The sequence below is a fragment of the Frankia sp. QA3 genome (assembly GCF_000262465.1).
In the GTDB taxonomy this organism is placed as follows: Bacteria; Actinomycetota; Actinomycetes; order Frankiales; family Frankiaceae; genus Frankia.
Map to the genome: position 1 here is coordinate 3,039,594 of NZ_CM001489.1, position 26,061 is coordinate 3,065,654.

Below are 26,061 nucleotides of genomic sequence, written 5' to 3' on the forward strand. Positions count from 1 at the left end.
TGGAGGGGTACTCCCGCCACATCATGCCGGCCATGCCGGCGCCGGCGGCGACCAGGAGCTTCTTACGACTGCTCATCGGTTCCCTCCTCGGGACGACCCTCTGTTGCACGGTGCGGTCCGCCCGGCTAGCCCGGTGGCAGGTTGGGCATGCTCGGCGAGATCGGATTCCGGTCGCGCGGCCGGATGCCGGTCGAGCGGCGGGCATCGGCGGTGCCGTCGATGTGGTGACCCGGCTCCATCTCGTAGGAGCCGAGGGCGTTGCCTTCTCGGACCCCCGAGACATGCGCGGTCGCGTCCGGACGGACGTCGGGCTCGCCGACTCGGATCGGTGCCATGGTGTCTTCCCTCCCTGGTCAGTCGCCCGCCCCGCCCGGCGTGACGCCGCGGCTCAGCGGGGAGCCACGGCGGGAACGGTCGGGCAGCGCGGCGAAGAAGTCGTCGACCGCGGGCCAGACGCGGCTGCCCCCCGACAACCCCGTCCACTCGCGCCGGACGATCGAGACGAGTCGGTAACAGTCGTCGATCGGGACGATCCAGAACTCCCGGCGGTTGCGCGCGGTGTTCGCCAGCAGCGCCTCGACGCGGGGAGTCAGACCGGCCAGCACCGGTGCTCTGGCGACGAGCCGACACCAGGCGGCGGGTTCCAGCTCCCAGCGGGTGGCGCCGATCGGGCTCGGGTAGCGGGCGCGTACCTCGCCGTCGTCGCCGGGGATGACGAACGCCAGCCCTACGGGGATACCCAGCGCGCGGGGATCGGACCCGTCCCGCTCCAGGTCGACCACGCGCAGCCGCCGCCGCGGGATGAGCCGGTAGTGGCCACGCGCGGCGGCGTCCCGGTCGAACAGCAGCGTGCAGGCCCGGCACAGGCACAGCAACGAGTCGCGCGACTCGTCGAGCAGATGCCGATGTTCATCCGGCACGGGGGCGGCGCACAGATCACACCGCTCACCGTCATCCCCGGTCCGGACGAGACCGGCCCGCACCACCCTGCCCAGGGCGCCGCCGGGGCCGGCTGCGGGCCGCAGGCCGGTCGTCACGGCCGCACGCTCCCGGCGAGCGGCGGGGTGAGCACCGCGTCGAGGGGGACGAAGGCGCTCTGGCCCCCGCCCGAGGCGGCCTGGCGCCGGACGTCCGACAGCTCGGGCGCGACCGCGAGCACCGCCTCGCGGACCGCGTCCAGAACCTCCCCCGCCGCCGAGCCGCATCCCCCGATGGTCAGGCTGATCTCCGCGACGCCCCGCTCGATACCGACCAGTTCGACCTCGCCGCCCCGATCGCGGACCGCCGGTCGCAGCCGCTCGATCGCCCGGGTCACCCGCTGGCCCACCGGTTCGGGGTGCACGTCGTGCAGGACGAGCAGGTGTCCGATCAGCTCGTCGGCGGTCAGTGCGGCGGTCACGTCGGCGGCGCCGGCGGCGTATCCGGCGACCCGGGCGAGTGCCTCGCCGTACACCGACGCGAGCGTGGCCACCGCGTCGAGAGCCAGTTCGCCGCTCGGTCCCGGGATCTGCTCCACCTGGGCGAGCGCCTCGTCGAGGTGGGTCAGCCGCTCGCGCACCGCACGGTCATCGAGGCGATGCCCACCCTCGCTGGCCGGATCAGCCATGGCTCGCCCCGAACATCGGCGAGTGCACCGTCCGCAGCGTGCGGCCCCGACCCAGGTACATGTGCACCCCGCAGGGCAGGCAGGGATCGAAGCTGCGCACCGCGCGCATCACGTCGACGCCCTTGAAGGAGTCCGGGCCGTTCTCCTCGAAGATCGGCATGTTCTGGACCGCGTCCTCGTAGGGGCCCGGCGTGCCGAACGAGTCCCGCGGGCTGCCGTTCCACGGCGTCGGCGGGTAGGGATGATAGTTGGCGATCTTCCCGTCCCGAACCACCATGTGATGGGAGAGGACCCCGCGCACCGCCTCGTGGAAGCCGCAGCCGATCGTCTCGTCCGGCACCTCGAAGTCGGTGAAGGTCCGGGTGTCGCCGGAGCGCAACCGCGTCATCGCCCGCTCCAGGAAGTGCAGCGCCATCGCCGCCGCATAGGCGACGAAGTAGACCCGGGCGCGATCCCGTTCGATCGTGTTCGACCAGGCGGGCGGAGACCACCGCAGGTCCAGGGCGGGCAGGGTGCGGCTGCGCGGCAGCGAGATCTTCACCGCGCCGTCGCTCGCCGTCACGTACGGCGTGTCGACCAGTCCCGCGAGCGCCGTGACGTAGAGGCGGGCGAAGGGGCCACCGCCGGTGTCGAGCGCCAGGTGATCGCCGGTGCGCTCGTCGAACCACCGTGGACTCATCACCCAGCTGTACCTCTCGCCGAAGTCACGCTTCTGCGGCTCCGGGAAAGTCGTCTGGTTCCACGGATGGCGGATGTCGACGGGATTCCCGAGTGGATCCCGCTCGACGAAGGGCTCCTCGTTGACCCAGTCCCGGTAGAAGGAGCTGCCGAGCAGGATACGGATACCCAGATTGATCTTCACGAGATCGGTGGTGATCAGTTTTCCGTCGACGACGATCCCGGGGGTCACGAACATCGCGCGACCCCAGTCGGTCATGTTCTCGTAGCGGTAGTCGACGACATTCGGGTCCTGGAAGGCCCCCCAGCATCCCAACAGGACCCGCCGGCGACCGACCTCCTCGTAGCCGGGCAGCGCGTCGTACCAGAAGTCGAACAGGTCGTCGTTCAGCGCCACGGCCTTCTTGACGAAGTCGAGGATCTCCATCAGCCGGCTGAGGTAGTCGGTGAAGGTCGTGGGCTCGGGCATCGTGCCGACACCGCCTGGGTACAGCGTGGAGGGGTGCACGTGCCTGCCCTCCATCAGGCAGAACATCTCCCGGGTGATGCGGCTGACCCGCAGCGCCTCGTTGTAGATCTGGCCCTCGAACGGGTTGAGCGCCCGCATGATGTCGGCGATCGTGCGCATGCCGTGCACCTCGGCGCGCGGCGACGCGGTTGCCTCGGCCCGTGCCAGCACGCCGGGGTTGGTCTCCTTGACCATCGCCTCACAGAAGTCCACGAAAACCAGGTTGTCCTGGAAGATCGTGTGGTCGAACAGGTACTCGGCGGCCTCACCCAGATTTATAATCCACTCCGCCATCGGCGGGTTGGCGATGCCGTACGCCATGTTCTGGGCGTAGACCGAACACGTGGTGTGGTTGTCCCCGCAGATGCCGCAGATCCGGCTGGTGATGAAGCCGGCGTCCCGCGGATCCTTCCCCTTCATGAACACCGAATATCCACGGAACAGCGAGGAGGTGCTGTGGCATTCGGTCACCCGCCGGTTGGCGAAATCGATTTTCGTGTAAATTCCGAGGTTACCGATGATGCGCGTGATGGGGTCCCACGCCATCTCCACGATCTGACCGGGCTTCTCCGCGGCTCTCATCTGCTCGGTGGCCGTCATCGCACACGTCCCTTCGGCGTCACTGAATCGAGTCCTCCGCCAGCCCCCACCCCGATGAGTGGTTCCGCCGGCCGGCCCGCACGGTGTTGCGGGACGCCGCCGCTACGGCCGGTAACTCGGGTCGTAGCCGGTGGTCAGCAGGTCCCGGTTGTGCCGCCACCTCGGCTCCTGGTTCACCGTGGAGTTGGTGATGCCCCGCAGGCGTCGGATGATCGCCCCGTACGGCTTCACCGCGAGCGAGGACAGGCTCGCCCCCGGCGGCATGTCCATGAACGGCATGAACTTGTCGGGGAACCCGGGCATCGTGCAGGCGATGCAGATGCCCCCGACGTTCGGGCAACCACCCACGCCGCCCATCCATCCCCGCTTGGGGACGTTGCAGTTCACCACCGGGCCCCAGCAGCCGATCTTCACCTGGCACTTCGGCGAGTTGTAGTCCCTCGCGAAGTCACCCTGCTCGTAGTAGCCCGCGCGGTCGCAGCCCTCGTGCACGGTGCGACCGAAGATCCACTGCGGCCGGAACTGGTCGTCCAGTGGCGGCGGCGGGGCGGCGCCGGCCGCGTGGTACAGCAGCCAGGTCAGGGTCTCCATGAAGTCGTCCGGCTGCACCGGGCAGCCCGGGACGTTGACGATCGGCAGGTTGCCGGCCGAGGTGAAGTCGCGCCCCAGGTAGTCGAGCAGCCCCATCGAGCCGGTCGGGTTGCCCGCCATGGCATGGATACCGCCATAGGCGGCGCAGGTGCCGATGGCGACGACCGCCCAGGCCCGCGGCGCGAGCCGGTCGATCCACCAGTTGATGGTCAGCGGCTGACCCGTGTCCGGATCGTTGCCGAACGACGTCCAGTAACCGTCACCGTTGATCTTCTCGTTCGGTATGGACCCCTCGATGACCAGGACGAACGGTCCCAGCTCGTCGCGGGTCGCGGCGCGGAAGGGGGCCAGGAACTCCTCCCCGCCCAAAGTCGGCGAGAGCACCTTGTTGTGCAGGTGGACGGTCGGCAGACCCGGTATGATCCCGGTCACCACATCCTCGATGGCCGGCTGCGAGGCCGCGGTCACCGAAACAGTGTCCCCGTCGCAGCTCATCCCCTCGGAGATCCAGAGGATGTGCACCTCGTCGAGGCCGCCCGGCCGCGCTTGCGGGGCCGTCCTGGAGTCCGTGGCTGTCATCTCAACCCCTCCCTTCCGTCACGTATCGTGTCCGGCTCCCACGAGTCGGGGGTCCCGGAGGATGTCGCCGATGAGGCCGACCGCGTCATCGACGGCGGCGCAGACCGCGCCGGACAGCTCCATCCGTTCCGCCACCACGGCGGGTCGGCAGCCGACGACCAGAACCTGGTCGATCTCGCCCCCGAGATCACGCACCAGCCGCAGCACAGCATCCGGGGGCATTCCGTGCGCGTCGGCCACCGGCGCATCGAAGACGGAGAGGTCGAACACACCGCCAAGATCGGGCCGCAGGACCGTCAGGGTTCCCGGCGGTTCGTCGGACGGCAACGCGTCGACGATGATCACGGTGTCGTACCGGCCGTCGAGCAGCGCGTAGGCGAGGTGTAGGCCGCGGATGCCGTAGTCGGCGACGTCGACCCAGCCCGGCAGGCTCGCCGGATCGAGCCGGCGGACAACCTCGACGCCGAATCCGTCATCACCGAGAAAGATGTTCCCGACGCCGGCGACGAGCGTCCGTGCTGCGCGCGGTCCGGGGCAGGCGGCGCTCACGGCGCACCCGTCCGATTCGCGTCCGCCCGGTCGTCGAGTGGTTCGAGCTCGTCGGGAGCGAAGTAGAAGTAGCGGCCGGCCGCCCGGTGCAGGTCGCCGGTCTCGTCGCCGTCGAGCGTCACCGCGGCGTGCCGGCTGCCGTCGACGTCGAGGAAGATCGCCTCAACCCGCGCGGCGCGGCCGGCGAGGAACATGTCGTGGGCGTCGGAGCCCCGCGGGCGGGGGCGCAGCCGGACCCGGCTGCCGCGGGCGACGGTGACGCCGGCGACCAGCACGCTGTCCCGATCGGGGTGGACCGACCGGTCGGCCTCCGGTTCCCACCACGCCGGAGTCTGTTCCGGAGCCGGACCCAGATCCTGGTGGCCAGACGGGGCCGCGGCCGGTTGCGGTTGTGGCCGCCCAGCGGCTCGCGCCTCGACGTCCGCCGCCGGCGAGGCGGTCGGCGACTCGACCGGCCGCAGCGAGCGCACGGCGCCGTGCAGGCGGTCGAGCATGGCGCGCGGGATGCCGTCGACCCGGTCGATGATCTCGGCGGCCCGCCGGTCCGTCGCCCGCGCCTCGCGCTTCTCCTCGTCGGTCAACGCCTGGGTGCGCAACGACAGGATCTCGTCGATCTCGGTGGCGTCGAAGAGATCTCCGGGACTCTCCGGGGCCGTGCGGGGATCGTCGTAGAGAATGATCGGCGAGCACAGCATGACGTCCCGCGCCCCCTCGCCGCCGGCGAGGACGGGGAAGACGCGCAGGTTCTCGCACGCACGGGCCGCGGCCGCCGCCCACGTGGGCGGGTCGAGCAGCGACAGGAACCGCCCGCCGCGCACGCCGAGCAGGCTGTGCGCCGCCACCAGCGAGCGGCGCAGCGCCTCGGCGCGCGGCCGGCCCGCGGCCAGATCGGCGACCGTGTTCTCGACCACCACACGCAGGCGGTAGAGCCGGAACGGCGCCTCGGCCCGGGTTGCGGACAGGTGGACCGCGGCCGTCACCGGCCACCGGCGGCGGACCACCCGCGCCTCGCCCGGCCGCGGGCCCAGCGGTTCGACGTCGACGCCACCCGGCACAGACAACGGGATCGAGAACGGTCCGCCCCCGGTGTTCGCGCTCGGGGGGCCGGCGCGGTCCGGCCCGGCCGGTTCGAGCAGGTCGGACAGCGCCACGGCGAGATCGAACTCGCGCGGGTGCGCCTCGTCGAAACTGAGCTCGCGGGTGCCGTCCACCTCGAGCTCGTCGACCTGCGCGAACCGACCGCCGGGGTCCCGGCGCTCGACGCGACGCCGGATCACCTGCAGGAACCGCAACCGGAGGAAGACCGTCGCGGACGGCGCGGCCTCCACCAGGCACTCGGCCTGCTGGCGGCATCCGTCGGCCGACCCGGACACTCCGGGCGACCCCGACGCGGGCTGTTCCTCGATCCACCGGGGCGGCGCCAGCACCCCGAACTGCCAGCGCACCCGGTTCTTGCCCGAGGACCGGCGGTAGGGGTACAGCAGGTAGCCCTCGTAGAGCACCGCGTCGGCGACCGCACGCGCCGCGTCGAAACCGGCGGGCGCGCCGGGCGCCGGTCGGGGATCGTCGGCCACGACGACGCCGGACCACCGCGGGTCGGATCCGGTCGTCACGCCGACGGTCATTGCAACCGTTGCCCGAAACAGACTGGCTCGACGCTGCGCATGACGGTTTCCCTTCAGGAGGGGGCGCGACCCGACCGATCAGTGCAACCCCGCCACGCCATAACTCGACGTGTCCTTCAAAGTACTGTTCGTCGTCACCCGACGGGTTGCCCGGGCCCGGTCGCGTCAAACCCCGCCCGCCGCGCCGGCCCGCAGCCGGGTGTCTCCCCCGAGGCGGCGAGCCCGCAGCCAGGCGTACCAGGCGACCAGGCCGGTCTCCGTCGGTGGACCGGGAGTTCCCCCCGGGAGGTGGAGCGCGGACAGGGTCAGCACGTCGGCCGTGGGGTTGACCCGGTGGATCTGCCCGATGCAGCGATCGACGTCGACCGCGAGGTACGGCACCAGATCACATTTAGTGAGCAGAACGAGATCTGCGTGGGCGAACATGTGGGGATACTTGAGGGGCTTGTCCTCACCCTCCGTCACCGAGGTGAGCACCACCCTCGCGCCCTCCCCCAGGTCGAACAGCGCCGGGCAGACCAGGTTGCCGACGTTTTCGACGAACACGACAGAACCCCGGGGCGGCTCCAGGGCGCGCAGCGCATGATCGATCATGTCCGCGTCGAGGTGACAGCCGCGCCCGGTGTTGATCTGCACGACCGGGATACCGCCGGCCCGGATCCGCTCGGCGTCCCGCACGCTCTCCTGATCGCCCTCCACCACCGAAAGCGACCACTGCCCGGCAAGATCCCGCGCTGTCCGTTCCAGCAGGGTTGTCTTGCCCGACCCGGGCGAGCTCATGAGATTGACGGCAAGCACGTCCCGCGTGGTCAACCACGCCCGGGTCGCACCGGCGAGCTCGTCGTTCTTCGCCAGCACCCGCTGCTCCAACAGCAGCGTCCGGGCTCCGGCTCCGGCTCCGGCACCGGCACCGGCACCGGCAGAAGGGTGCTCGTGCCGGTGCTCATGCCCCGAGCGGCCTTCCGTCCCGGCGTCGGCCGGGAACGAGGTCAGTCGGGGCGGGGCCGTCGGATCGTCGCAACCGCACGTCTCGCACATCGGTCAGTCCCCCTCCCCTACGGACGTCAGCTCGTCTCCGCCGCGGGCACCAGGCCCACCGAGGCGATCCGCAGGTCGTCACCGCCGTCTACCGCCACGTCCGCGCAGCCGCAGCCACACAGCACGAGGAGGTCGTCGGCCACGAACTCGGCGCCGCACCGCCGGCAGCGGGCCCAGCCCGTGGGTTCGTCGATCGTCAGGGCGGCACCCGCCAGCGGTGTGCCGGCGGTCACCAGGTCGAAGCAGAACCGGACGGACTCCGGCACGACACCCGACAACCGCCCGATGACCAGCCGCACCGTGTTCACCCGAGCCGGCGCGGCCCGCTCCATGATCGCGTCGACGACACTTTGCGTGATGGCGAGTTCGTGCACGGAAGCTCCTCGACGGCGTCGGCGCGCCGGGCACGCGGCGGTGCCGCCCGACGTGCGTCGAAGGGTCCCTACCCCGCTGGGACGCATCGCAGACGCGCCGCCGCAGCGGCTCCTCGCAGCAAGGGGACCTGGTCCCAGGGAGGCGAGTGGGCGCGGGGCGCGACGGCCACCCGGCGGCGGCCAGCGGCACCAGAAATGCCGTGGTCTGCCGGGTGCCGGGTACGGCGGTGCTTTCACGCCGCACTCCCTGTAACCGAACGATTATCCGGAGAGAAACTCGGCGGAAATCAAAAAGAAACCCTCGTCGGACCGGTCCGCCCGGGAGCGGCGGCCCGCAGGCGGACGGACGCCATTGTCCGACCGTCCCGGTCGATCAGGCCGCGGCCGGCGACGCCGGCGCGGCCATCCAGGTCAGATCTGCCACGGTGACGACAAGCCGGTGAGCGATCTCGTCTGCCGGCACCCCGGAATCCAACGCCTCCCGAAGGGCAATGCCACGCGCTGTGCGTAGCTCGATACGTCGCGGATGGTCCGCCCACATCAGGTTGTCGGCGAGCGCCGCCCGCTCCACCGGATCAGAGACCGCCACCACGTCTTCATAGGACATCACGGGGCTCATGGTTACGGCTGAGCGGACGTTTCGCAACATTCGGATGGCTTCTTTTTTCCGAATCTCCGGACGGGTCGGCGGGCCATGGCCGAATCCTGTCCGGGCACTGTCCCGCTGTCCCGTCAGCCCCGTTCGGGGGCGTGGGACCGCGGGCCCGGGGCGGCGCCGTCACGGGCCCGCGGCAGGGCCGGTGCCGACCGCCGGCCGGGCAGCAGCGCCGCGGCGATCGCCGCGGCCACCACGAGCGTGACAGCGGCGTCGACCAGCAGGGCCAGCCGGATGCCGGCCAGGGTCGACTGGACCGCGGACAGCTGATCGACGAGGGCCGACGTGCGTGCCGTCGCCACCGTGCTGATGATCGGGATGCCGACCGTGAGCGCAACCTGCTGGGTCATGGTCGTCAGCGCGGTAGCCAGCCCCTGCTCATGGTCGGGCAGGTCGGCGGTGGCCGTCACCAGATAGGCGACGATGCCGTGGACGTGCCCGAAGAAGCCGATCGCCGAGGCCGCGAGGACCAGATACACCCAGCTACGGTCCGACCCGACGAAGGCGAGAGCGGCATTGGACAGTCCCTGCACCGCCAGGCCGACGACCAGGCTCACGGCGCTGCCGCGGCGGCTCATCAGCCGAGGCGCGACGAGGCCGGAGACGAACGCCGCCGCGCCGGGAAGGCCGAAGACCAGTCCGGCCGTCATCGCCGAGAAGCCGAGGACCTGCTGGAGGTAGAGGGTGAGCAGGAACACCACCGAGGATTCCAGCGCGAACACGGCGAACCCACCGGCGTTGCCCCAGCCGACGGCGCGCCGGCGCAGGATCGCCACGGAGGCCAGCGGATGGGCGCTGGCCGTCTCGATCCGCCAGAACAGGGCGAGCAGCACCACGCCGAGCGCGAGGCAACCCCACACGACGGGCTCGCCCCATCCGTCGTTGCCGCCGGTGGCGATGCCGTAGACGAACGCCAGCAGCCCGCCGGTCACGGTGAGCGCGCCGGGCACGTCGAGGCGGACCGTGCCGGGCGCGCCGCCGGAGGGCAGCAGCCGTGGCGCGGCGAGCAGGATCACCGCGGCCACCGGCACGTTGACGAGAAAGGCCCAGCGCCAGGTGAGGAAATCGGTCAGCAGGCCGCCGGCGAGCGCGCCGGTGGTGAAGCCGGCCGAGATCAACGCACCGTTCATGCCGAGCGCACGTTGCCGCAGCCGCCCCGCCGGGAAGCTCGTCAGCAGCAGCGCGAGGGCGGCCGGAGTCGTCATGGCGGCGGCGAGCCCCTGGCCGACGCGGGCGCCCAGCAGCACGGCCGGGCTGGTGGCCAGCCCCCCACCAGGGACGCCGCGACCAGCAGTACCAGTCCCGCGATCAGCATTCGTCGCCGCCCGGCCAGGTCGGCGACCCGGCCGAACAGCAGGGTGAAGCCGGCTGCCGGCAGTGCGAAGGCCGTCGCCACCCATTGCAGGTGCGCGTCGGTCAGCCCGACGCCGGCGCCGATCGAGGGCAGGGCGACGTTGAGGATGGAGAAGTCGACCGCGAGCATGAACTGGGTGCCGAGCAGCAGGACGAGGATGATCCGCTGGCGCGCGGTCATCACGGCGACGTCCGCCGCCCGGGAAACCGGGACCGGGACCGGGACCGGGACCGCGGCCGCCTCGCCGCCGGCGGCGGAATCGATCGAAACACTCATGCCGGCCACGCTCGGCGAGCATCTCCGATCCGCCCACACCGCGTGTGTGCCACCCATCGCGTGGCTAGCACCGGCGAGGTGTGGTTCGCGCCGGCGGCACCGGCAACACGGGGCGGATGACCGAACTGGGGGATTTTCTGCGTTCGCGCCGCGCCCAGCTCACCCCCGAGGACGTCGGGCTGTCCCGCTACGGCGAGCGGCGGCGGGTGCCGGGGCTGCGCCGCGAGGAGATCGCGCAGCTCGCCGGGGTCAGCGTCACCTACTACACGCGGCTGGAGCAGGGGCAGAGCCGCAACGCCTCCGACGCGGTGCTCGATGCGCTCGCCCGGGTGCTGCGCCTCACCGACGAGGAGACCGCCTACCTGCACGGACTGACCCGCCCGGCGGTCGCCCGGCGCGCGAGCCGGCCCGAGCACGTGCGCCCGAGCATCCGCCTGCTGCTCGACGAGCTGGGCAACTCCCCCGCGCTGGTGATCGGCCGGCGCAACGACGTCCTCGCCTGGAACCGGCTCGGGCATGCCCTGCTGTGTTCGCATCTGCCCGTCGACGCTCCGCAGCGCTGCCACGGCCGGCCGAACCTCGCTCGCGAGGTCGTCCTCGAGGCCCACGCCCGCGACCTGTTCGTCGACTGGCGGCGCAAGGTCGACGACGTGGTCGCCTACCTGCGGCTGTCCTCCGGCATGCACCCGGACGACACCAAACTCAACGCCCTCATCGGCGAGCTGTGTGTGAAGAGCGAGCTGTTCGCAACGCTGTGGGCGCGCCACCCGGTCCGCGACTGCACGAACACCATCCGCGAGTTCCGGCACCCGCTCGTCGGCCGGCTGACGCTGTTCGAGGAGGTCATGCGGCTGCCCGACGCCGGCCAGCGGATGGTGGTGATGACCGCGGAGCCCGGCTCGACGTCGGCGGAGAACCTCCAGTTGCTGGCCAGCCTCGACCTCACGGCCGCGGCGCCGGGCCCGCAGCGCGTCCCTGTGGACCCGGCTCCCGGATGCGGGCCAGGAACCGGCGGGTGCGCTCCTCGCGGGGATCGTCAAGAACCCGTCGCGGCGCGCCCCGTTCGATGATCGCGCCGCCGTCGAGGACGAGCACCTCGTCGGCGATGTCGCGCGCGAACGCCATCTCGTGGGTGGCCAGCACCATCGGCAGACCGTCGCGCTTGAGCTCGCCGACGAGGTCGAGCACCTCGCCGACCAGCTCCGGGTCGAGCGCCGAGGTGATCTCGTCGAGCAGCAGCAGCGACGGCCCGGTCGCCAACGCCCGCACGATCGCCAGCCGCTGCTGCTGGCCGCCGGAGAGCCGGTCCGGGTAGACGTCGACCTTGTCGGCGAGCCCGATGCGGGTGAGCAGCTCGCGGGCGCGGTCGCGGGCGGCCGCGCGGGGCACCCGGTGGACCAGGACCGGCGCGAGGGTGACGTTCTGCAACACGGTCAGGTGGGGGAAAAGGTTGTACGCCTGGAACACGACGCCGATGCGGCGGCGGATCCGGTCGGCGTTCACGCGGGGATCGGTGATCTCCTCGCCGGCCAGCAGGACCTCACCGTCATCGACGGTCTCCAGCAGGTTCAGGCAGCGCAGCAGCGTGGACTTGCCCGACCCGCTGCCGCCGACGAGCACGACGGCCTGGCCGGGCCCGACGTCGAAGCTGATGTCGCGCAGCACGACGGCGTCCCCGTAGAGCTTCACCAGGCCGCGCACGCTCAGCACGGGCGCCGCCGGCCCAGGTGACGCCGCCCCGGGCGCCGCCGCCCCGGAAGACCCGACCGCGTCGGCGGCCGTCACCGCACACCCCCGCCCCCGGCGCCGGCCCCGCGGCGGCGGGCGGAGCGGGCGGCGAGATGGTCGGTGACCCGGGTCAGCGGCACGGTGATCGCGAGGAACATCAGACCGGCCAGCACGTACGGCGAGTAGTTGAAGTTCGCCGACGTGGCGATCTGCGCCGCCCGCACCGCGTCGACGACCCCGAGCACGGACACGAGGCTGGAATCCTTCTGCAGGCTGATCGCATCGTTGAGCAGCGGGGGCGTCACCCGCCGAACGGCCTGTGGCAGCACGACCCGGCGCATCGTCTGGGCGTGGGTCAGGCCCAGCGAACGGGCGGCGGCGATCTGGCTCGGGTGCACCGACTCGATGCCCGCCCGGAACACCTCGGCGACGTAGGCCGAGTAGGTCAGCACGAGCGCCGCGCCGCCGAGGACGAGCGGGTCGGTGGGCAGGCCGCGCAGCCGCAGGGCGGGCACGCCGAACCCGACCAGGTACAGCACGAGGATGACGGGCAGGCCGCGGAACAGGTCGGTGTAGGCGGCGGCCAGCAGCCGCAGCGGCAGGAACACCGGCCCGGCCAGGGTGCGCAGCAGCGCCACCAGCAGCCCGAGGGCACCCGCCGCGGCCCCGCACACGACGAACAGCTCGAGGTTGACGATCATCCCGGTGCGCGCGGCCGGCCAGGCTGCGGTGATCTCCGCCCAGGAGAAGAACCGCTGCCGGACCCGCGGCCAGCCGGACGTCTGGGTGATCCCGACGCCCGCGGCAACGGCGACCACGGCGGTGCTGACGGCGGCGATCACCCCTGACCGCAGGCGGGCGCGCCGCCGCAGCCGCCGCCGGGCCCGCTCGCGCTCGCTGGGCTCCCAGGCGATCGTCACCGCAGGACGGGGGCTCCTGCCTGGGAACCCAGCCACTGCTCGGTGATCCGGCGCAGCTCCCCGCTGCTGGTCAGCTGGGCGAGGGCGTCGTTGACGTTGCCCACCAGCGGGTTGCCCTTCTCGAACAGCAGCCCGAACTGCTCCGGTGCGCCGGCGGTGGGGAACTGCCCGACGATCAACGAGTCGGCGATCTCGGCGGAGGTCAGTTGGAAGGCGGTCGGCAGGTCGACGACGATGCCGTCGATCGGCCCGTTCTCCATCGCGGTCTTCGCGTCGTTGAGGTCGTTGAAGACCGCGGGCTGCTGCACGGGCGCCACCTGCTTGGTGATGGCGTCGAGGCTGGTGGTGCCGACGGGGGCGCCGAGCTTGGCGCCCTTCAGCCCGGCGAGGGTGGTCACGTGGGCGATCCGGGAGGTCTTGAGCGCGACGACGGCCTGGCTGACGTTGTAGTACCCGGTGCTGAAATCGACCGCCTGCTGGCGCTGCGGGGTGATCGAGATCTCGTTGATGTCGAAGTCGAACTTCTTCGGGCCGGGCGCGAAGGAGCTGTTGAACGGCTCGGTGACCCAGCGGACCTTGTCGGGGGTGAAGCCGAGCTTGGCGGCCACGGCGTAGGCGACCGCGCTCTCGAAGCCCTTGCCGTTCGCCGGCTTGCCGTCGGAGAACCACGGCGCGTAGGCGGGCGAGTCGGTGGCGATCGTCAACTGGCCGGAGTTGACCAGGTGCAGGCCGTCCGAGGACGACCCGCCGCCCGACGAACCGGCGCAGGAGGCGAGCGCGAACAGAGCCGCGACGGCCAGGGCGAGGACGGTGAGACGCCGTGGACGTGGCATCGGAGACCTCCGGAGGTGTCCCACCGACGCGGTGGGGCGCGCTGAGCAGACGAGAAGGCTGAGCGGTGGGATTGGCACACAGTACCGCCGACCATGACAAAGCGATCATCGGGGGCGGGTCGCCGCCGGCGACGATCGAACCGCCGATATCGGCGGGGGCCCTTGAGTAGCCCACCCCGCCCCCGAGCCCAGCCCACTCCGGGCAGCTCCGCCCGCCGCGCGCACGCACGCACGGCATGCGCGTAACGCCGCGCTCACCGCTCTCGGTCAAGCGGGAGCACATTCCCGCCTACGTCGTTGAAATCTGCACCTACGTCCCCCAGGGAGCCTCAGCATTCGGACTCGGCCGGTTCGGTCTCGTGGATCATTCCCGGATCAGTGGTCGTACAGTCGACAGCCGTGGCCCGTTATGTACAGATTGCGAATGATCTGGCCTGCCGTGTGCGATCCGGGGAACTGGCGGCGGGTGCAGAGCTGCCCGGGGTACGGGAGTACGCCCGCACGCTGGGGACCACCTCGTCGACGGTGGTGCGGGCCTACCGCTATCTTGCGGACGGGGCAGTGATCACGATGGCGGACCGGCGGCGGGCCCAGGTCACCGGGGAGGGTGCCATCGCCGCGGCGCGGCTGTTGGAACCGGGGCGGGTGTTCCGGCTGGCGGGCAGCGACGATCCGGCGTTGAGCGTCCTACTCAACTGGCTCGGTACGGCGGTGGAGCCGGTAGGGGTGCGGGGAAGCTTCCCCGGGCTGCGCGCGGTCGCGCGGGGCGAGGCCGACGGCGCGGTGATCCACCTGCGTCATCGCGACGGTGTCTACAACGAAGCCTTCGTCCGGTCGGTGCTGGGCCGCGACGAGCCGCATCTGCTGCACCTGTGGAGGCGCGAGCAGGGGCTGATCGTCCCGGCCGGCAATCCACGCGGGCTGACCTCCGCAGCCGGGCTCGGCGGCCTCCAGGTCGCCAGACGTGAGGTGGGAGCGGGGACCCGCGCGTTACTTGATCAGCTGCTCCTCGCCCAAGGGACCGCTCCTGACAAGGTCGCCGGGCCGGAACTGTCCTCGCATATGGAGATCGCGTTCGCGGTTGCCTTGGGTATCGCCGATGTGGGGGTGGGGGTGCGGGCGGGGCTTGCGGATCTGGGGCTCGAGTTCATCCCGCTGCTGTGGGAGCCCTACGAGATCGCGCTGGGCCGCGGTGCGCTGGGCGCGGCCCAACCGCTGCTCGCCGCGTTGCGTGACCCGGCGGTCCAGCAGTCGGTCACGGCTCTCGACGGCTATGACATTGCGCACACCGGCACGGTCCGACTAGTGGGCCCGGACCGCCCGTCAGAGGGATGATCCTGCGGTTGTTGGTTCGCACAGTGGTAGTACAGACCGGCGCTGGCCATCATTATATGAGGATCCGATTATGAGTGACAGTCTGTATCTGCGGTGCATGATGTCGTCTCATCCCGCATGTGCGTAGCGAAGCGGAGAGTGGGGCGGCGGTCGGGTCGGCGCTTGCGCCAGCGATCGGCACGACGGATAAGCCGGCTGACCGCCGGCCGTGGCTGACCCCGGGAGTCGGGGGGATCGGGGCAGCGAGTTTTCTCGCCGACGTCGGGCATGAGGTGCCGACCGCGCTGATGGCGGGTTTCGTCACCACGACCCTGCACGCGCCGGCTGCCGCGCTGGGCTCGATCGAAGGCATCTCGGATGGGCTGGCCGGTGCCGGCCGGTTCGTCGGCGGCGCGCTGGCCGACGACCCGGGACGGCGTCGCGCGGTCGCAGTCGGCGGTTACACCACCACGGCCGTGCTCTCCGCGCTGATTGGCGTGACCACCTCTGCGGCCCAGGCGGGGACGCTGCGCGGCGCGGCGTGGGCGGCCCGGGGACTGCGGGTACCGGCCCGCAACGCGCTGCTCGCCGACGTGGTGCCCGCCGCCGCCTACGGCCGGGCCTACGGCTTCGAGCGGACGATGGACAACCTCGGGGCGATCGCGGGCCCGCTGCTGGCGCTCGGCCTGGTGTCCCTGGTCAGCGTGCGAACCGCGATGCTGCTGTCGGTCGTTCCCGGGCTGCTCGCCGCGGTCGCGATCGTCTACGCGATCCGGCAGGCAAGGCTGCCCCAGGCCGGCGAGCGTCGCCGGCTGCGGTTCCAGGTTCAGCCTGTCCTGCGGGGGCAGCTCGGGCGGGTGCTCGCCGGGTTCACCGTGTTCGAGGTCGGCAATGTGGCCGCCACTCTGCTGATCCTTCGTGCCACCGACCTGCTGACCCCCGGCCACGGCACGGACACGGCGACCCAGATCGCGATCACGCTCTACATCGCCTACAACGTAGCCGCCACGATCGCGTCGTTTCCCGCAGGAGGGCTCTCCGACCGCCTCGGTCGCCGCGGGCCGCTGCTCGTCACCGCCGCCGGAGCGGCGGCATTCCTGATCTCCTATCTGGTATTCGCGCTGTCCGAACCTGCGATCTGGGTACTTGGTATCGCCTTCGTGCTGGCCGGTGTCGGGATCGGGTGCGCGGAGACCGCCGAACACGCAGCGGTCGCCGCTTTCGCCCCCGAACAGATCCGAGGATCGGCGTTCGGACTGCTCGCCACCGTGCAGGCCGCAGGGAACGTCGCCGCCAGCGTCGTCGCCGGACTCCTGTACACCCTCGCCTCACCCACGGTCGCGTTCGGCTACCTCGCGGCCTGGATGGTGCTCGCGGTCACCGTGCTCCTGTGGGCAACGCAAAACACCCACAGTGGATAGCGGCCAACAGAGGAGTAATCGCCTGTGGGGCATCGGCGTCAACCCCGAAGGGGCCGTAGGGCTGATACGGGAAACTGCGGCTTGCGTTACTTCAGGGGCGGTATCCGTTGCCAGACACGGTGGTGGCGATCAGCAGCCCGCAGGGGCGACGCAGGCCGAGCGCGCAGGTACCGGGTTCGCGGTCGGACTGATCGCTGCGACGTCTGGTCTGCGCCCGGTGGCCGATCCGGGCTGGCGAATACAGCACAGTTCTGATACCAGCACTCCACCAGTCAACAAGGTGATCGCCGACCGCCGGCCGCGTCCGGCACGTTGATCCGTCGGCGGCGCCCCCTCGCGCGGCGGGGCCGTCAAACAGCGCCGGCCGGGCGTGCCCTGTCCGCAGGCGAGCCCGCTGGCGCCGCTCCCGACACCGACGCTGCGGACACCGGCGGGCCGGCGTAGACGCCGCGGGGACGCAGTCGCAGCGGCGTCTCCTGGTACTCCTCCAGGGCGTGGGCGAGCCAGCCGACGGTGCGGGCCACCGCGAAGATCACCTCGCCGGCCTCGGCGGGCATCCCCGCGGCCATGGTGAGCACCGCGAGCGCCAGGTCCACGTTGGGCCGCAGCACGCGTTCCCGCCCGGCGACCCGCGCGACCTCGCGGGCGGCGGCCAGGAAGGGTTCGGCGGCGGGCAGCGCCGCGAACGCCGCCAGCAGCGCGCGGGCGCGCGGGTCGCCGTCGGGGTACAGCCCGTGGCCGAACCCGGGGATCGGCTGGCCGGCGCGCAGGTACTCGGAGACGACGAGCACCGCGTCCCCCCGGTCGATCACCTCGGCGAGCAGCCGGTACGCCAGCCGGCTGGCGCCGCCGTGCAGGGGGCCGTCCAGGGCGGCGAGTCCGGCGGAGACGACGGCATACGGGTCCGCCCGCGCCGAGGCCGCGACCCGGGCGGCGAACGTGGACACGGCGAGGTCGTGGTCGGCGAGCAGGCCGAGGGTCCGGTCGAGGCACGCGACCGCCGCCGGATCGCCCGGCCCGCCGGCCAGGCGCGACCACAGCCGCGCGGCGATCCCCGCCTGCTCCCCGGACGCCCCGGACGCCCCGGACGCCCCGGACGCCACGGGTGGCGCCGGGAGGGCCTCGACGAGCGCCGCGACGAGGGTGCGGGCGGTGAGCAGGACGCTGTCCTCCCGCAGGTCGAAGCGCAGCGGGTCGCTCGCCGCGGCGACCGAGACGGCGACCCGCATCCGGTCGGTGAGCCGCGACCGGGCGGGCAGGATCCCACCCACCCGTTCCAGGGTGGCGGCGAGATCCGGCGGGACGGTGAACACCGGCGCCGGGTCCGTCCGGCCGCGCCAGAGCCAGCCGGCCACGTCCTCGAAGCGGTGGCGGGCGACGAACTCGACGGCGTCGACGCCGCGGTAGTACAGGCGTCCGTCCGCGACGAGGGTGAGCCGGGTGCGCACGGCCGGCAGGTCTCCGCCGCGCGGGGCACCGCCGCGCAGGGCACCGGCCGGCACGGCGCCGCCGCTGGGGGCATCGGCGGCCGGGGCATCCCCCTCGGGATGGTGGGCTACGGCGGTCTCGTCGGCGGCAGCGGTCCCGTCGGCATCGGTCTCGTCGGCGGTGGCGCGGGCTCGCGCGTGCCCCTGCGTGCGTAGCCGCTCGACCTCGGCGGGGTCGAAGGTGCTGCCCCGACCGCCGGCGGCCCGCTGGCTGTGCAGCAGGCCGCGACTGGCGTAGGCGTAGACCGTCTCGACCTTCACCCCGAGCCGCGCGGCGACCTCGCGCGACGTCAGCCGCCCACCATGACTCATCCGCGCCTCCTGTCGCCACACCGAGTGTACTGATTCACGTTGATTACAATCAACGTTGACATTGTGATTGCACTGGATCAACCATGGATGGAGAGGAGGCAACCCATCATGGTGATCACGAGTGACAGCACGACCCGCGCCGGCGCGGGGAACGCGGCGGGTTCCTCGCCCACCCCGCCAGCGGGCGTAGACGTCCCGCGCGGGCTGAAGGGGGTGGTCGTCACGCAGACGGCGCTCGGCGACGTGCGCGGGCGCGAGGGCTTTTACCACTACCGGCAGTACTCGGCCGTGGAGCTGGCCGAGCGCCGCTCGTTGGAGGACGTCTGGCATCTGATGGTGTTCGGCGGGCTGCCGGACACCGCGGCGCGGGCGGCGTTCGCCGCCCGGGTGGCGCCGCTGCGCCGGCTCCCGGCGGGCCTCGGCGAGCTGCTGCCGGCGCTGGCGCGGGCGGGCCGGTCCGGGGGCGCGCTCGACGGGCTGCGCACCGCGCTGTCGCTGGCCGGCGCCGCTCGTGGCGTCGCCCCCCTGTATGACGCGGACGAGGCCGCCCGCGTCGACGACGCCCTGTTCGTCGGCGCGGTCACCCCGACGCTCGTGGCCGCGTTGCACCGGCTGGCCCACGGGCTCGCGCCGGTGGAGCCCCGCGACGACCTGCCCTTCGCGGCCAACTACCTGTACATGGTCACCGGCGCGGAGCCGACCGCCGCGCAGGTACGCGCGATCGAGCGCTACCTGATCTGCACCGTCGACCACGGCTTCAACGCCTCCACGTTCACCGCCCGGGTGATCGCGTCGACCGGGGCGGACCTGGTGGCCTGCGTCGTCGGGGCGATCGGCGCGCTGTCCGGTCCGCTGCACGGCGGTGCGCCGAGCCGGGCGTTGGACACCCTCGACGAGATCGGCGGCCCCGAGCGGATCGACCCGTGGATCCGCGAGCACGTCCTCGCCGGCGATCGGATCATGGGCTTCGGCCACGCCGTCTACCGGACCGAGGACCCGCGGTCGCGGTTGCTGCGCGCCGTCGCCGAGGATTTCGGCGGCGGCCTCGTCGCGTTCGCGGTCCAGGTCGAGCGGCGGGTCGTGGAGCTGCTGGCCGAGCTGAAGCCGGGCCGGGAGCTGCACACGAACGTCGAGTTCTACGCCGGGGTCGTGATGGAGCTCTGCGGGCTGGCGCGGGACATGTTCACCCCGACGTTCGCCGTCGCCCGCATGCTCGGCTGGACGGCGAACATCCTCGAACAGGCCACCGACAGCAAGATCATCCGCCCCTCGGCCCGCTACGTCGGCCCGCCCGCGCCCCAGCCGGTCCCGGCGCCGTAACCGAACGCTTCGGCCGAGACGATCGCCTGGCACCCGTGGCGGACGCGCTCCCTGGCGAACGCGCTCCCTGGCGAACGCGTCACCGCGGCGGTGACAATCACGGCGTGCACGGGACGACGGCGTACATCGGCGTGGTGGGTCCGAGCGAGGCGGACGACGGGCAGCTTCGCGCCGCCGAGGCCGTGGGGCGGCGCCTCGCCGAGGCCGGCTGGTTCGTCGTCTGCGGCGGCCTCGGCGGGGTGATGGCGGCGGCCTGCCGGGGCGCCCGGGCGGCCGGCGGAACGACGATCGGCCTGCTCCCCGGCCTGTCCCGGGACGCCGGCAACGACCATCTCACCGTGAGCATCCCGACCGGCCTCGGCGAGCTGCGCAACGGCCTACTGGTCCGCAGCAGCGACGCGCTGGTCGCCGTCGGCGGGAGCTGGGGGACGCTCAGCGAGATCGCGTTCGCCCTGCGCACCGGCCGGCCGGTGATCGGCCTGGACACCTGGGTCGTCGACACCCGCGACCCGTCCCTGCCCGACGTCGTGCCCGTCGCGACCGCCGACGACGTCGTCCCGGCGCTGCGGGCGACGCTCGCCGCGTAACGACCGGCGGCGACGACCGCCCCTGGCCCGGACGACACGTCCCGCTCGCGAGGAGGAGCGGACACGGCGCCGAGACCGGCGCAACGATGCGGGCGTGACGCGGAGGCCTACGTGGGCAGCCGATAGGAGCCGAGCACGGACGCCTCGGCGCCCAGGACGATGCGCGAGTCACGGATCGCGTCCCGGACCGGATTCGCCGGCGCCCGCCAGCGACGGCCGCCGGCGCAGGCGGCGCCGATGGCCGTCGCCACGGCCAGGCAACCGAGCCCGAGACCGAATCCGAGGAGATCGAGCAGCCCATCAACCATGCACATTCCGACCGCGAACACCCCACCGATCAGCCAGCAGATGAGTCCCTCCAAGAGTTCATTGTTCAGATCGACGTCGTAGAACGCGAGGACGATCACCAGGACGACGGCTGCCGCCAGCGACAGGGCAAGCCAACGCGCGTCGTCGTGCAACCATCCCGAACCGTCCGGGGCGAGGCCGACGATGCCCAGGGCTGCGAAGACCAGACCGCCGAGCACGAACACGACCACGACCCCGCCGGCGCCGACCCCGTAGACGGCCCGTTCGGTCTCCCGGCGGGGATGGAAGATCCCCCGCCAGCGGGCCTCGCTGATGCTCTGGCCGCGCAGGACGAGACCCAGCGCGACCCGTCGGACAGCAGGCGGCAGACCGTCGAGCAGAGACCGTTTCCGCGGATCGAGAGCGAGCCCGTCCAGCAGGGCGTTCACCAGATCGTCGGCCTCGGCGTCAAGCTCTGGATGATGATCGGCGCGGTCGAGCGCCACGACGATGTCGACGTCGTCGGGCGGCGTGGGAAGGGGCAGCTCGGGTCGCGAGAGCGGCCGCCGCGACGACCTCGGGAGGCGATTCCACGCCTCGTCGACCCGACCGGCCGCCGCCCGGATCTCGGAGCGCCGGGTGAAGTCGGCCGGCATCTCGATGGCGGACCGCAGCGCGCAGGGCAGCGCAATCCGCGGGTCGATCGGATACTCGGCCGGCACGGCGTCCGACGCGTCGGCGACGCGCCGGGCCACCACCCCCATCGTCCGGGCGATCGGCGTGCCCTCGGCGGCGAAGGGCGCCCACACCCAGCTCAACGACGGCAGGCCGACGGGCGGCGGGGCCTGCGCGATCGCGGCCTCCACCTCGGGATCGCGGACATCGACTTCCCGGAACCGGGCGGCCCGGTCACCACGGCGCATCGAGTGGCCCGGACCGCCTGGTACGCCTCGACGGCCTCCCCGGTCGCAGGCCCGGTCGCCGCCGTCGCCTGCGCGGAGACGTGCAGGGGAACGTAGACGTCCCGCATCGACAGCCGGATCCGTGGGTCGAAGGCAGGACGGAACGTCTCCTGCTCGGCGAGCGTCGTCGCGCGGTACTTCCGCAGGGCCCGGCCGTGTAGCAACCGGCTGCCGGAAAAGCTGCTCTGCAGCCATCTACCCAGCGCCTCAGCAGCCTTCGTCAGCCAGCCCCGCGCGACCGCCAGCAGGACGCCCCCGACAACGCCGCCCAGGCCCACCAGCCAGTCCCTCGGCACGCCGGTCTCCTCCCCCAAAGGCAGACAGGTGCTCGTCTCCCCCAAAGGCAGACAGGTGCTCGTCACTGTAACGCAGGAGTCGAACACTGACGGACATCGGGTCGGGTCGTAGCGACTTCCGGCCAGCACGGAGCGAGTGCGAGTAGTTCGGACTGTCGCGGCGTATACCGTCGAACCCGTCGCGACGGCGCGAAACACAGGGGCGGCTCCCGGTCTGCTCCCGCGCTGCTCGGCGGCGGGCGCAGGAGAGGACGCGCGATGTTCCCGCTGGGGATGCTGTCGGGCCTGACCGTTCTCGCCGCGGCGGCGGTCGCCGCCGCGGTGTTCTGGTCGGCGGGCTGGTGGGTGGCGGTCGGAGTGTTCGCCGCGTTGCTGGCACTCGCGATCCGCGACGTCGTCCAGCGCCGGCACGCGATCCTGCGCACCTACCCGGTGGCCGGGCACTTCCGCTTCATGCTGGAGAAGATCCGTCCGGAGATCCAACAATATTTCGTCGAACGCAACGTCGACGGCCGTCCGTTCGACCGGGAAATCCGCACGACCATCTACGAGCGGGCCAAGGGCGTCCACAGCGACCAGGCGTTCGGCACCGAACGCGACGTCAACGCCGTCGGCTACGAGTTCCTGCCCCATTCCACGGTTCCGGTCCCCGTCGCGCCGGACGCGCCGCCCCCGCGGGTGCGCGTCGGCGGGCCGGACTGCACCCAGCCGTACGACATCGCCCTGCTCAATGTCTCCGCGATGAGCTTCGGCTCCCTGTCGGGCAACGCGGTGCTGGCGATGAACCGCGGCGCGGCCGCGGGCGGGTTCGCCCACGACACCGGCGAGGGCGGGCTCACCGAGCATCACCTGCGCTACGGCGCCGACCTCATCTGGGAGATCGGCAGCGGCTACTTCGGCGCGCGCACCAGCGACGGCGGCTTCGACCCGGCGATGTTCAAGGACAAGGCGGCGCTGCCGTCGGTGAAGATGGTGGAGCTCAAGCTGAGCCAGGGCGCGAAGCCGGGGCTCGGCGGCATCCTGCCGGCGGCGAAGGTCAGCGCCGAGATCGCCGCGGCCCGCGGCGTGCCCGCCGGGGTGACCTGCGAGAGCCCGCCGGGGCACCGGGTGTTCGCCACCCCGCGGGAGCTGGTCCTGTTTGTCGCGCGGATGCGGGAGCTCGCCGGCGGCAAGCCCACCGGCTTCAAGCTGTGCGTGGGGTCGCGCCGGGAGCTGCTCGCGATCTGCCGGGCCATGCTGGCCGAGGGCGTCACCCCGGACTTCATCGTCGTCGACGGCGCCGAGGGCGGCACCGGCGCCGCACCGCTCGAATACGAGGACAACGTCGGCACCCCGCTCACCGAGGGGCTGATCACGGTGCACAACGCGCTGGTCGGCGTCGGGCTGCGGGATCGGATCCGGGTCGGGGTGAGCGGCAAGGTCGCCACCGGCGTGGACATCGTCAAGCGGCTCGCGCAGGGCGCCGACTACACCAACTCGGCCCGGGCGATGATGATGGCGGTCGGCTGCATCCAGGCGCTGCGCTGCCACACCAACCACTGCCCGACCGGGGTCGCCACCCAGGATCCGCGCCGCGCCCGCGCCCTCGACGTCACCGACAAGGGCGAGCGGGTCCGCCGCTACCAGCACGCCACGGTCGCCACCGCCGTGCAGCTCATGGCCTCGTTGGGCTGCGCCCACCCGAGCGAGCTGCACCCCGGGATGCTGATGCGCCGGCTCACCCACACCGACACCCGCAGCTACGCCGAGCTCTACTCCTGGCTGAAACCCGGCGAGCTGCTCGCCGAGCCGCCCGCGGGCTGGGCCGCCGACTGGGCCGCGGCCGACCCCGACCACTTCCGGGTCTAGCGCTCCAGCAGTGGGCATCGAGCAAGCCATGATCACCGAAGCCACCCGACCGGACCGCCCCCTATGGCGGAGTGTCGCCGTAGGGGTGGCGTGGTGTAGGCAGGGGGCCGGGAGGTGGCCGGATGGACGGCTTGCGGGTCGACAGCCCGGCCGGTCGGTGGGTGCTCGCGGCCACGGTGCTCGGCTCGGCGATCGCCTCGATCGACGCGACCGTGGTGGGGATCGCGCTGCCGGCGATCGGCCGTGACTTCGACGCCGGCCTGGCGTCGTTGCAGTGGGTGGTGACCGGATACACGCTGGCCTTGGCCGGGTTGCTGCTGGTCGCCGGGGACCTCGGGGACCGCTACGGACGACGCCGGATCTTTCTGATCGGCGTGGTGTGGTTCGTCGTGGCGTCGATGGGCGCCGCCGTGGCACCGAACGCCCCGGTGCTCATCGGCTCCCGGGCGTTGCAGGGGGTGGGGGCGGCCCTGCTGACCCCGGGCAGCCTGGCGATCCTGGAGGCGAGTTTCGCGCCGCAGGACCGCAGCCGGGCGATCGGCGCCTGGTCGGGGCTCAGCGGGGTGGCCATGGCGATCGGGCCGTTCCTGGGCGGCTGGCTGGTCGAGGTCTGGTCGTGGCGGCTGATCTTCCTGATCAACCTGCCGGTGGCCGCCGTGGTCATCGTGCTGGCCTGGCGGCACGTGCCCGAATCCCGCGACCCGCAGGTCGGTGGGCGGGTCGACGTGGTGGGCGGGGCGCTGGTCACCCTCGGCCTGGTCGGGCTGACCCACGGGCTCATCGAGGGGCCGGGCTCCGGCTGGGCCGAGCCGGCCGTGTTCGTCACCCTGGTTGCCGGCGCTCTGCTGCTCGCCGCCTTCGTCGGCTGGGAACGCCGAACACCGTCGCCGATGCTGCCGCTGGAGCTGTTCGCCGCCCGCCAGTTCGCCGCCACGAACCTGGTGACCTTCGCCGTGTACGCGGCGCTCGGCGGCGCCCTGTTCCTGCTGCCGATCCAGCTCCAGCAGGTCTGCGGCTACAGCCCGCTGCAGTCCGGTGTCGCGCTGCTGCCCGTGACGGTGATCATGCTGCTGCTGTCCGCCCGGTCCGGGGCGCTCGCCACCCGGATCGGCCCGCGGCTGCAGATGAGCGCCGGGCCGGTGCTCGTCGGGGTGGGCCTGGCGCTGTTCACCCGGGTCGACGCGGCCGGGAGCTACCTGACCACGGTGCTGCCCGCCGTGACCGTGTTCGGCCTGGGCCTGGCCACGACGGTGGCGCCGCTGACGGCGACCGCGCTGGCCGCCGTGCCCGCGCGGCACGCGGGCATCGCCTCGGCGGTGAACAACGACGTGGCCCGGGCGGCCGGCCTGATCGCCGTCGCGGTCCTGCCCGCGGCCGCCGGCATCACCGGCGCCTCCTACCTGCGCCCGGCGGAGTTCTCCCGCGGCTTCCACACCGCGGCGCTGCTCGCGGCGGGGCTCTGCGGGCTCGGCGGAGCGATCGCCGCGGTGACCATTCGTAACCCGTCCAGACGTGCCGCCACGCCGCAGGTGCCGGCCGTGCCGCCGGCGGTGCCGGCCGCTGCGGTGCCGCGGTGGAGCCACTGCTGCCTGGACGCCCCGCCGCTGCCGGATCCGGGCTCCCCGCGCCTGCGCGGCGACCGGCCCACGTCGTCGGTCTCGGCATCCGGCACCGCCCCCGCGGCACGTCCCGACGACGGGCCGGACGGCCGGTCCGGGTCTCGCTGACCCGATCCGGCCGGCAGTGCGGGTACCGAGAACTGTCGGTGGGCGTGGCTACGGTTGCGGCCGTGGGACGCATCGGGCGTCCGCTCCCCTCAGCCGGAAGGGTTCCCATGCCAGCCATCACGCCGTGTCTGTGGTTCGACGACCAGGGCGAGCAGGCCGCGGAGTTCTACACATCGATCTTCCCGAACTCGAAGATCACCAATGTCGCCCGCTACGGGCCGGGCAGCCCGCGACCGGAGGGTACGGCGATGACGATCCAGTTCGAGCTGGACGGGCGGGAGTACGTCGCGCTGAACGGCGGCCCCGAGTTCACCTTCTCGGAGGCCATGAGCCTGCAGGTGTTCTGCGGTTCCCAGGCCGAGGTCGACGAGTACTGGGAGCGGCTCACCGACGGCGGGCAGGAGAGCCAGTGCGGATGGCTCAAGGACCGCTACGGGCTGTCCTGGCAGATCGTTCCGACCGCGCTGGGCGAACTGCTCGGCGATCCCGATCCGCAGCGGGCACGGCGGGCGACCGAGGCCATGCTGCGAATGAAGAAGATCGACGTCGCGGAGATCCGCCGAGCCGCGGACGCCGCCTAGGCTG

At 72.3% G+C, this 26,061-nt stretch carries 23 protein-coding genes and 2 pseudogenes; 8 read left to right on the plus strand and 17 right to left on the minus strand.

The window, feature by feature from the left end; translation table 11 throughout:
* Positions 1-125: 125 nt before the first annotated feature.
* The 11 genes and pseudogenes from FRAQA3DRAFT_RS12485 to FRAQA3DRAFT_RS12535 all read right to left on the minus strand — a co-directional run bounded on the left by FRAQA3DRAFT_RS12485 (position 126) and on the right by FRAQA3DRAFT_RS12535 (position 10,337).
* Complete coding sequence (locus tag FRAQA3DRAFT_RS12485; RefSeq protein WP_009739391.1) at positions 126-335, minus strand: hypothetical protein; 210 nt, start codon at positions 333-335, stop codon at positions 126-128.
* Between the two features lie 18 nt (positions 336-353).
* Positions 354-1,037, minus strand: a complete 684-nt coding sequence (locus FRAQA3DRAFT_RS12490; protein ID WP_009739392.1) for a DUF5947 family protein — start codon at positions 1,035-1,037, stop codon at positions 354-356.
* Positions 1,034-1,606, minus strand: a complete 573-nt coding sequence (locus tag FRAQA3DRAFT_RS12495; protein ID WP_009739393.1) for a NifU family protein — start codon at positions 1,604-1,606, stop codon at positions 1,034-1,036. Before FRAQA3DRAFT_RS12495 ends, FRAQA3DRAFT_RS12490 begins: the two co-directional genes overlap by 4 nt.
* Positions 1,599-3,392 carry a nickel-dependent hydrogenase large subunit gene (locus tag FRAQA3DRAFT_RS12500; protein ID WP_009739394.1) on the minus strand — a complete coding sequence of 598 codons (1,794 nt, stop codon included), beginning with the start codon at positions 3,390-3,392 and terminating at the stop codon, positions 1,599-1,601. The genes FRAQA3DRAFT_RS12495 and FRAQA3DRAFT_RS12500 overlap by 8 nt, the downstream gene beginning before the upstream one ends.
* A gap of 102 nt (positions 3,393-3,494) precedes the next feature.
* Complete coding sequence (locus FRAQA3DRAFT_RS12505) at positions 3,495-4,562, minus strand: hydrogenase expression protein HypE (protein WP_009739395.1); 1,068 nt, start codon at positions 4,560-4,562, stop codon at positions 3,495-3,497.
* 18 nt (positions 4,563-4,580) lie between these two features.
* On the minus strand, positions 4,581-5,111 hold the full coding sequence (locus FRAQA3DRAFT_RS12510; RefSeq protein WP_009739396.1) for a hydrogenase maturation protease: 531 nt from the start codon (positions 5,109-5,111) through the stop codon (positions 4,581-4,583).
* Positions 5,108-6,736 (minus strand): hypothetical protein, encoded by a 1,629-nt coding sequence (locus FRAQA3DRAFT_RS12515; protein WP_009739397.1) that lies wholly within the window; start codon positions 6,734-6,736, stop codon positions 5,108-5,110. Before FRAQA3DRAFT_RS12515 ends, FRAQA3DRAFT_RS12510 begins: the two co-directional genes overlap by 4 nt.
* A gap of 165 nt (positions 6,737-6,901) precedes the next feature.
* The gene (hypB, locus tag FRAQA3DRAFT_RS12520; protein WP_009739398.1) at positions 6,902-7,774 is read right to left on the minus strand and encodes a hydrogenase nickel incorporation protein HypB; all 873 of its coding nucleotides are present in this window, start codon (positions 7,772-7,774) and stop codon (positions 6,902-6,904) included.
* A 26-nt stretch (positions 7,775-7,800) separates the two neighbouring features.
* Positions 7,801-8,148: a hydrogenase maturation nickel metallochaperone HypA gene (locus FRAQA3DRAFT_RS12525; protein WP_009739399.1), complete on the minus strand. Its 348-nt coding sequence runs from the start codon at positions 8,146-8,148 to the stop codon at positions 7,801-7,803.
* A 373-nt stretch (positions 8,149-8,521) separates the two neighbouring features.
* Positions 8,522-8,797 (minus strand): hypothetical protein, encoded by a 276-nt coding sequence (locus FRAQA3DRAFT_RS12530; protein ID WP_232292025.1) that lies wholly within the window; start codon positions 8,795-8,797, stop codon positions 8,522-8,524.
* Between the two features lie 83 nt (positions 8,798-8,880).
* Positions 8,881-10,337, minus strand: a pseudogene (locus FRAQA3DRAFT_RS12535) (MFS transporter).
* A gap of 212 nt (positions 10,338-10,549) precedes the next feature.
* Between FRAQA3DRAFT_RS12535 and FRAQA3DRAFT_RS33100 the strand changes: the two are divergent.
* Positions 10,550-11,302, plus strand: a pseudogene (locus tag FRAQA3DRAFT_RS33100) (helix-turn-helix domain-containing protein); the annotation flags it as partial.
* Positions 11,303-11,375: 73 nt separating this feature from the next.
* Here the strand turns inward: FRAQA3DRAFT_RS33100 and FRAQA3DRAFT_RS12545 are convergent.
* The 3 genes from FRAQA3DRAFT_RS12545 to FRAQA3DRAFT_RS12555 are packed head-to-tail and all read right to left on the minus strand — an operon-like array spanning position 11,376 to position 13,914.
* Positions 11,376-12,218, minus strand: a complete 843-nt coding sequence (locus FRAQA3DRAFT_RS12545) for an amino acid ABC transporter ATP-binding protein (RefSeq protein WP_009739402.1) — start codon at positions 12,216-12,218, stop codon at positions 11,376-11,378.
* Positions 12,215-13,081 carry an amino acid ABC transporter permease gene (locus tag FRAQA3DRAFT_RS12550; RefSeq protein WP_009739403.1) on the minus strand — a complete coding sequence of 289 codons (867 nt, stop codon included), beginning with the start codon at positions 13,079-13,081 and terminating at the stop codon, positions 12,215-12,217. Before FRAQA3DRAFT_RS12550 ends, FRAQA3DRAFT_RS12545 begins: the two co-directional genes overlap by 4 nt.
* Positions 13,078-13,914: an ABC transporter substrate-binding protein gene (locus tag FRAQA3DRAFT_RS12555; protein WP_009739404.1), complete on the minus strand. Its 837-nt coding sequence runs from the start codon at positions 13,912-13,914 to the stop codon at positions 13,078-13,080. Before FRAQA3DRAFT_RS12555 ends, FRAQA3DRAFT_RS12550 begins: the two co-directional genes overlap by 4 nt.
* A 441-nt stretch (positions 13,915-14,355) precedes the next feature.
* Here FRAQA3DRAFT_RS12555 and FRAQA3DRAFT_RS12560 point away from each other — a divergent pair, with 441 nt between their 5' ends.
* Together FRAQA3DRAFT_RS12560 and FRAQA3DRAFT_RS12565 are read left to right on the plus strand one after the other, a co-directional pair.
* Positions 14,356-15,249 (plus strand): substrate-binding domain-containing protein, encoded by an 894-nt coding sequence (locus tag FRAQA3DRAFT_RS12560; protein ID WP_232292027.1) that lies wholly within the window; start codon positions 14,356-14,358, stop codon positions 15,247-15,249.
* A 287-nt stretch (positions 15,250-15,536) separates the two neighbouring features.
* On the plus strand, positions 15,537-16,649 hold the full coding sequence (locus tag FRAQA3DRAFT_RS12565) for an MFS transporter (protein ID WP_232292028.1): 1,113 nt from the start codon (positions 15,537-15,539) through the stop codon (positions 16,647-16,649).
* Positions 16,650-16,999: 350 nt separating this feature from the next.
* Here the strand turns inward: FRAQA3DRAFT_RS12565 and FRAQA3DRAFT_RS12570 are convergent, their stop codons facing one another.
* Positions 17,000-18,448 (minus strand): citrate/2-methylcitrate synthase, encoded by a 1,449-nt coding sequence (locus tag FRAQA3DRAFT_RS12570; protein WP_009739407.1) that lies wholly within the window; start codon positions 18,446-18,448, stop codon positions 17,000-17,002.
* A 108-nt stretch (positions 18,449-18,556) separates the two neighbouring features.
* Here FRAQA3DRAFT_RS12570 and FRAQA3DRAFT_RS12575 point away from each other — a divergent pair, with 108 nt between their 5' ends.
* Together FRAQA3DRAFT_RS12575 and FRAQA3DRAFT_RS12580 are read left to right on the plus strand one after the other, a co-directional pair.
* Entirely contained in the window at positions 18,557-19,768 is a 1,212-nt protein-coding gene (locus tag FRAQA3DRAFT_RS12575; protein WP_009739408.1) for a citrate/2-methylcitrate synthase, read from the plus strand.
* Positions 19,769-19,872: 104 nt separating this feature from the next.
* Positions 19,873-20,355, plus strand: coding sequence for a TIGR00725 family protein (locus FRAQA3DRAFT_RS12580; protein ID WP_009739409.1), 483 nt, complete (start codon positions 19,873-19,875; stop codon positions 20,353-20,355).
* Between the two features lie 107 nt (positions 20,356-20,462).
* Here the strand turns inward: FRAQA3DRAFT_RS12580 and FRAQA3DRAFT_RS12585 are convergent, their stop codons facing one another.
* Positions 20,463-21,509, minus strand: coding sequence for a hypothetical protein (locus FRAQA3DRAFT_RS12585; RefSeq protein ID WP_009739410.1), 1,047 nt, complete (start codon positions 21,507-21,509; stop codon positions 20,463-20,465).
* Positions 21,458-21,901 (minus strand): hypothetical protein, encoded by a 444-nt coding sequence (locus FRAQA3DRAFT_RS12590; protein WP_009739411.1) that lies wholly within the window; start codon positions 21,899-21,901, stop codon positions 21,458-21,460. Before FRAQA3DRAFT_RS12590 ends, FRAQA3DRAFT_RS12585 begins: the two co-directional genes overlap by 52 nt.
* A 258-nt stretch (positions 21,902-22,159) precedes the next feature.
* Here FRAQA3DRAFT_RS12590 and FRAQA3DRAFT_RS12595 point away from each other — a divergent pair, with 258 nt between their 5' ends.
* The 3 genes from FRAQA3DRAFT_RS12595 (at position 22,160) to FRAQA3DRAFT_RS12605 (ending at position 26,057) form a co-directional block, all read left to right on the plus strand.
* Positions 22,160-23,749 (plus strand): FMN-binding glutamate synthase family protein, encoded by a 1,590-nt coding sequence (locus FRAQA3DRAFT_RS12595; RefSeq protein WP_009739412.1) that lies wholly within the window; start codon positions 22,160-22,162, stop codon positions 23,747-23,749.
* Positions 23,750-23,871: 122 nt separating this feature from the next.
* Positions 23,872-25,476, plus strand: coding sequence for an MFS transporter (locus FRAQA3DRAFT_RS12600; protein ID WP_009739413.1), 1,605 nt, complete (start codon positions 23,872-23,874; stop codon positions 25,474-25,476).
* A gap of 107 nt (positions 25,477-25,583) precedes the next feature.
* On the plus strand, positions 25,584-26,057 hold the full coding sequence (locus tag FRAQA3DRAFT_RS12605; RefSeq protein ID WP_009739414.1) for a VOC family protein: 474 nt from the start codon (positions 25,584-25,586) through the stop codon (positions 26,055-26,057).
* Positions 26,058-26,061 lie beyond the last annotated feature (4 nt).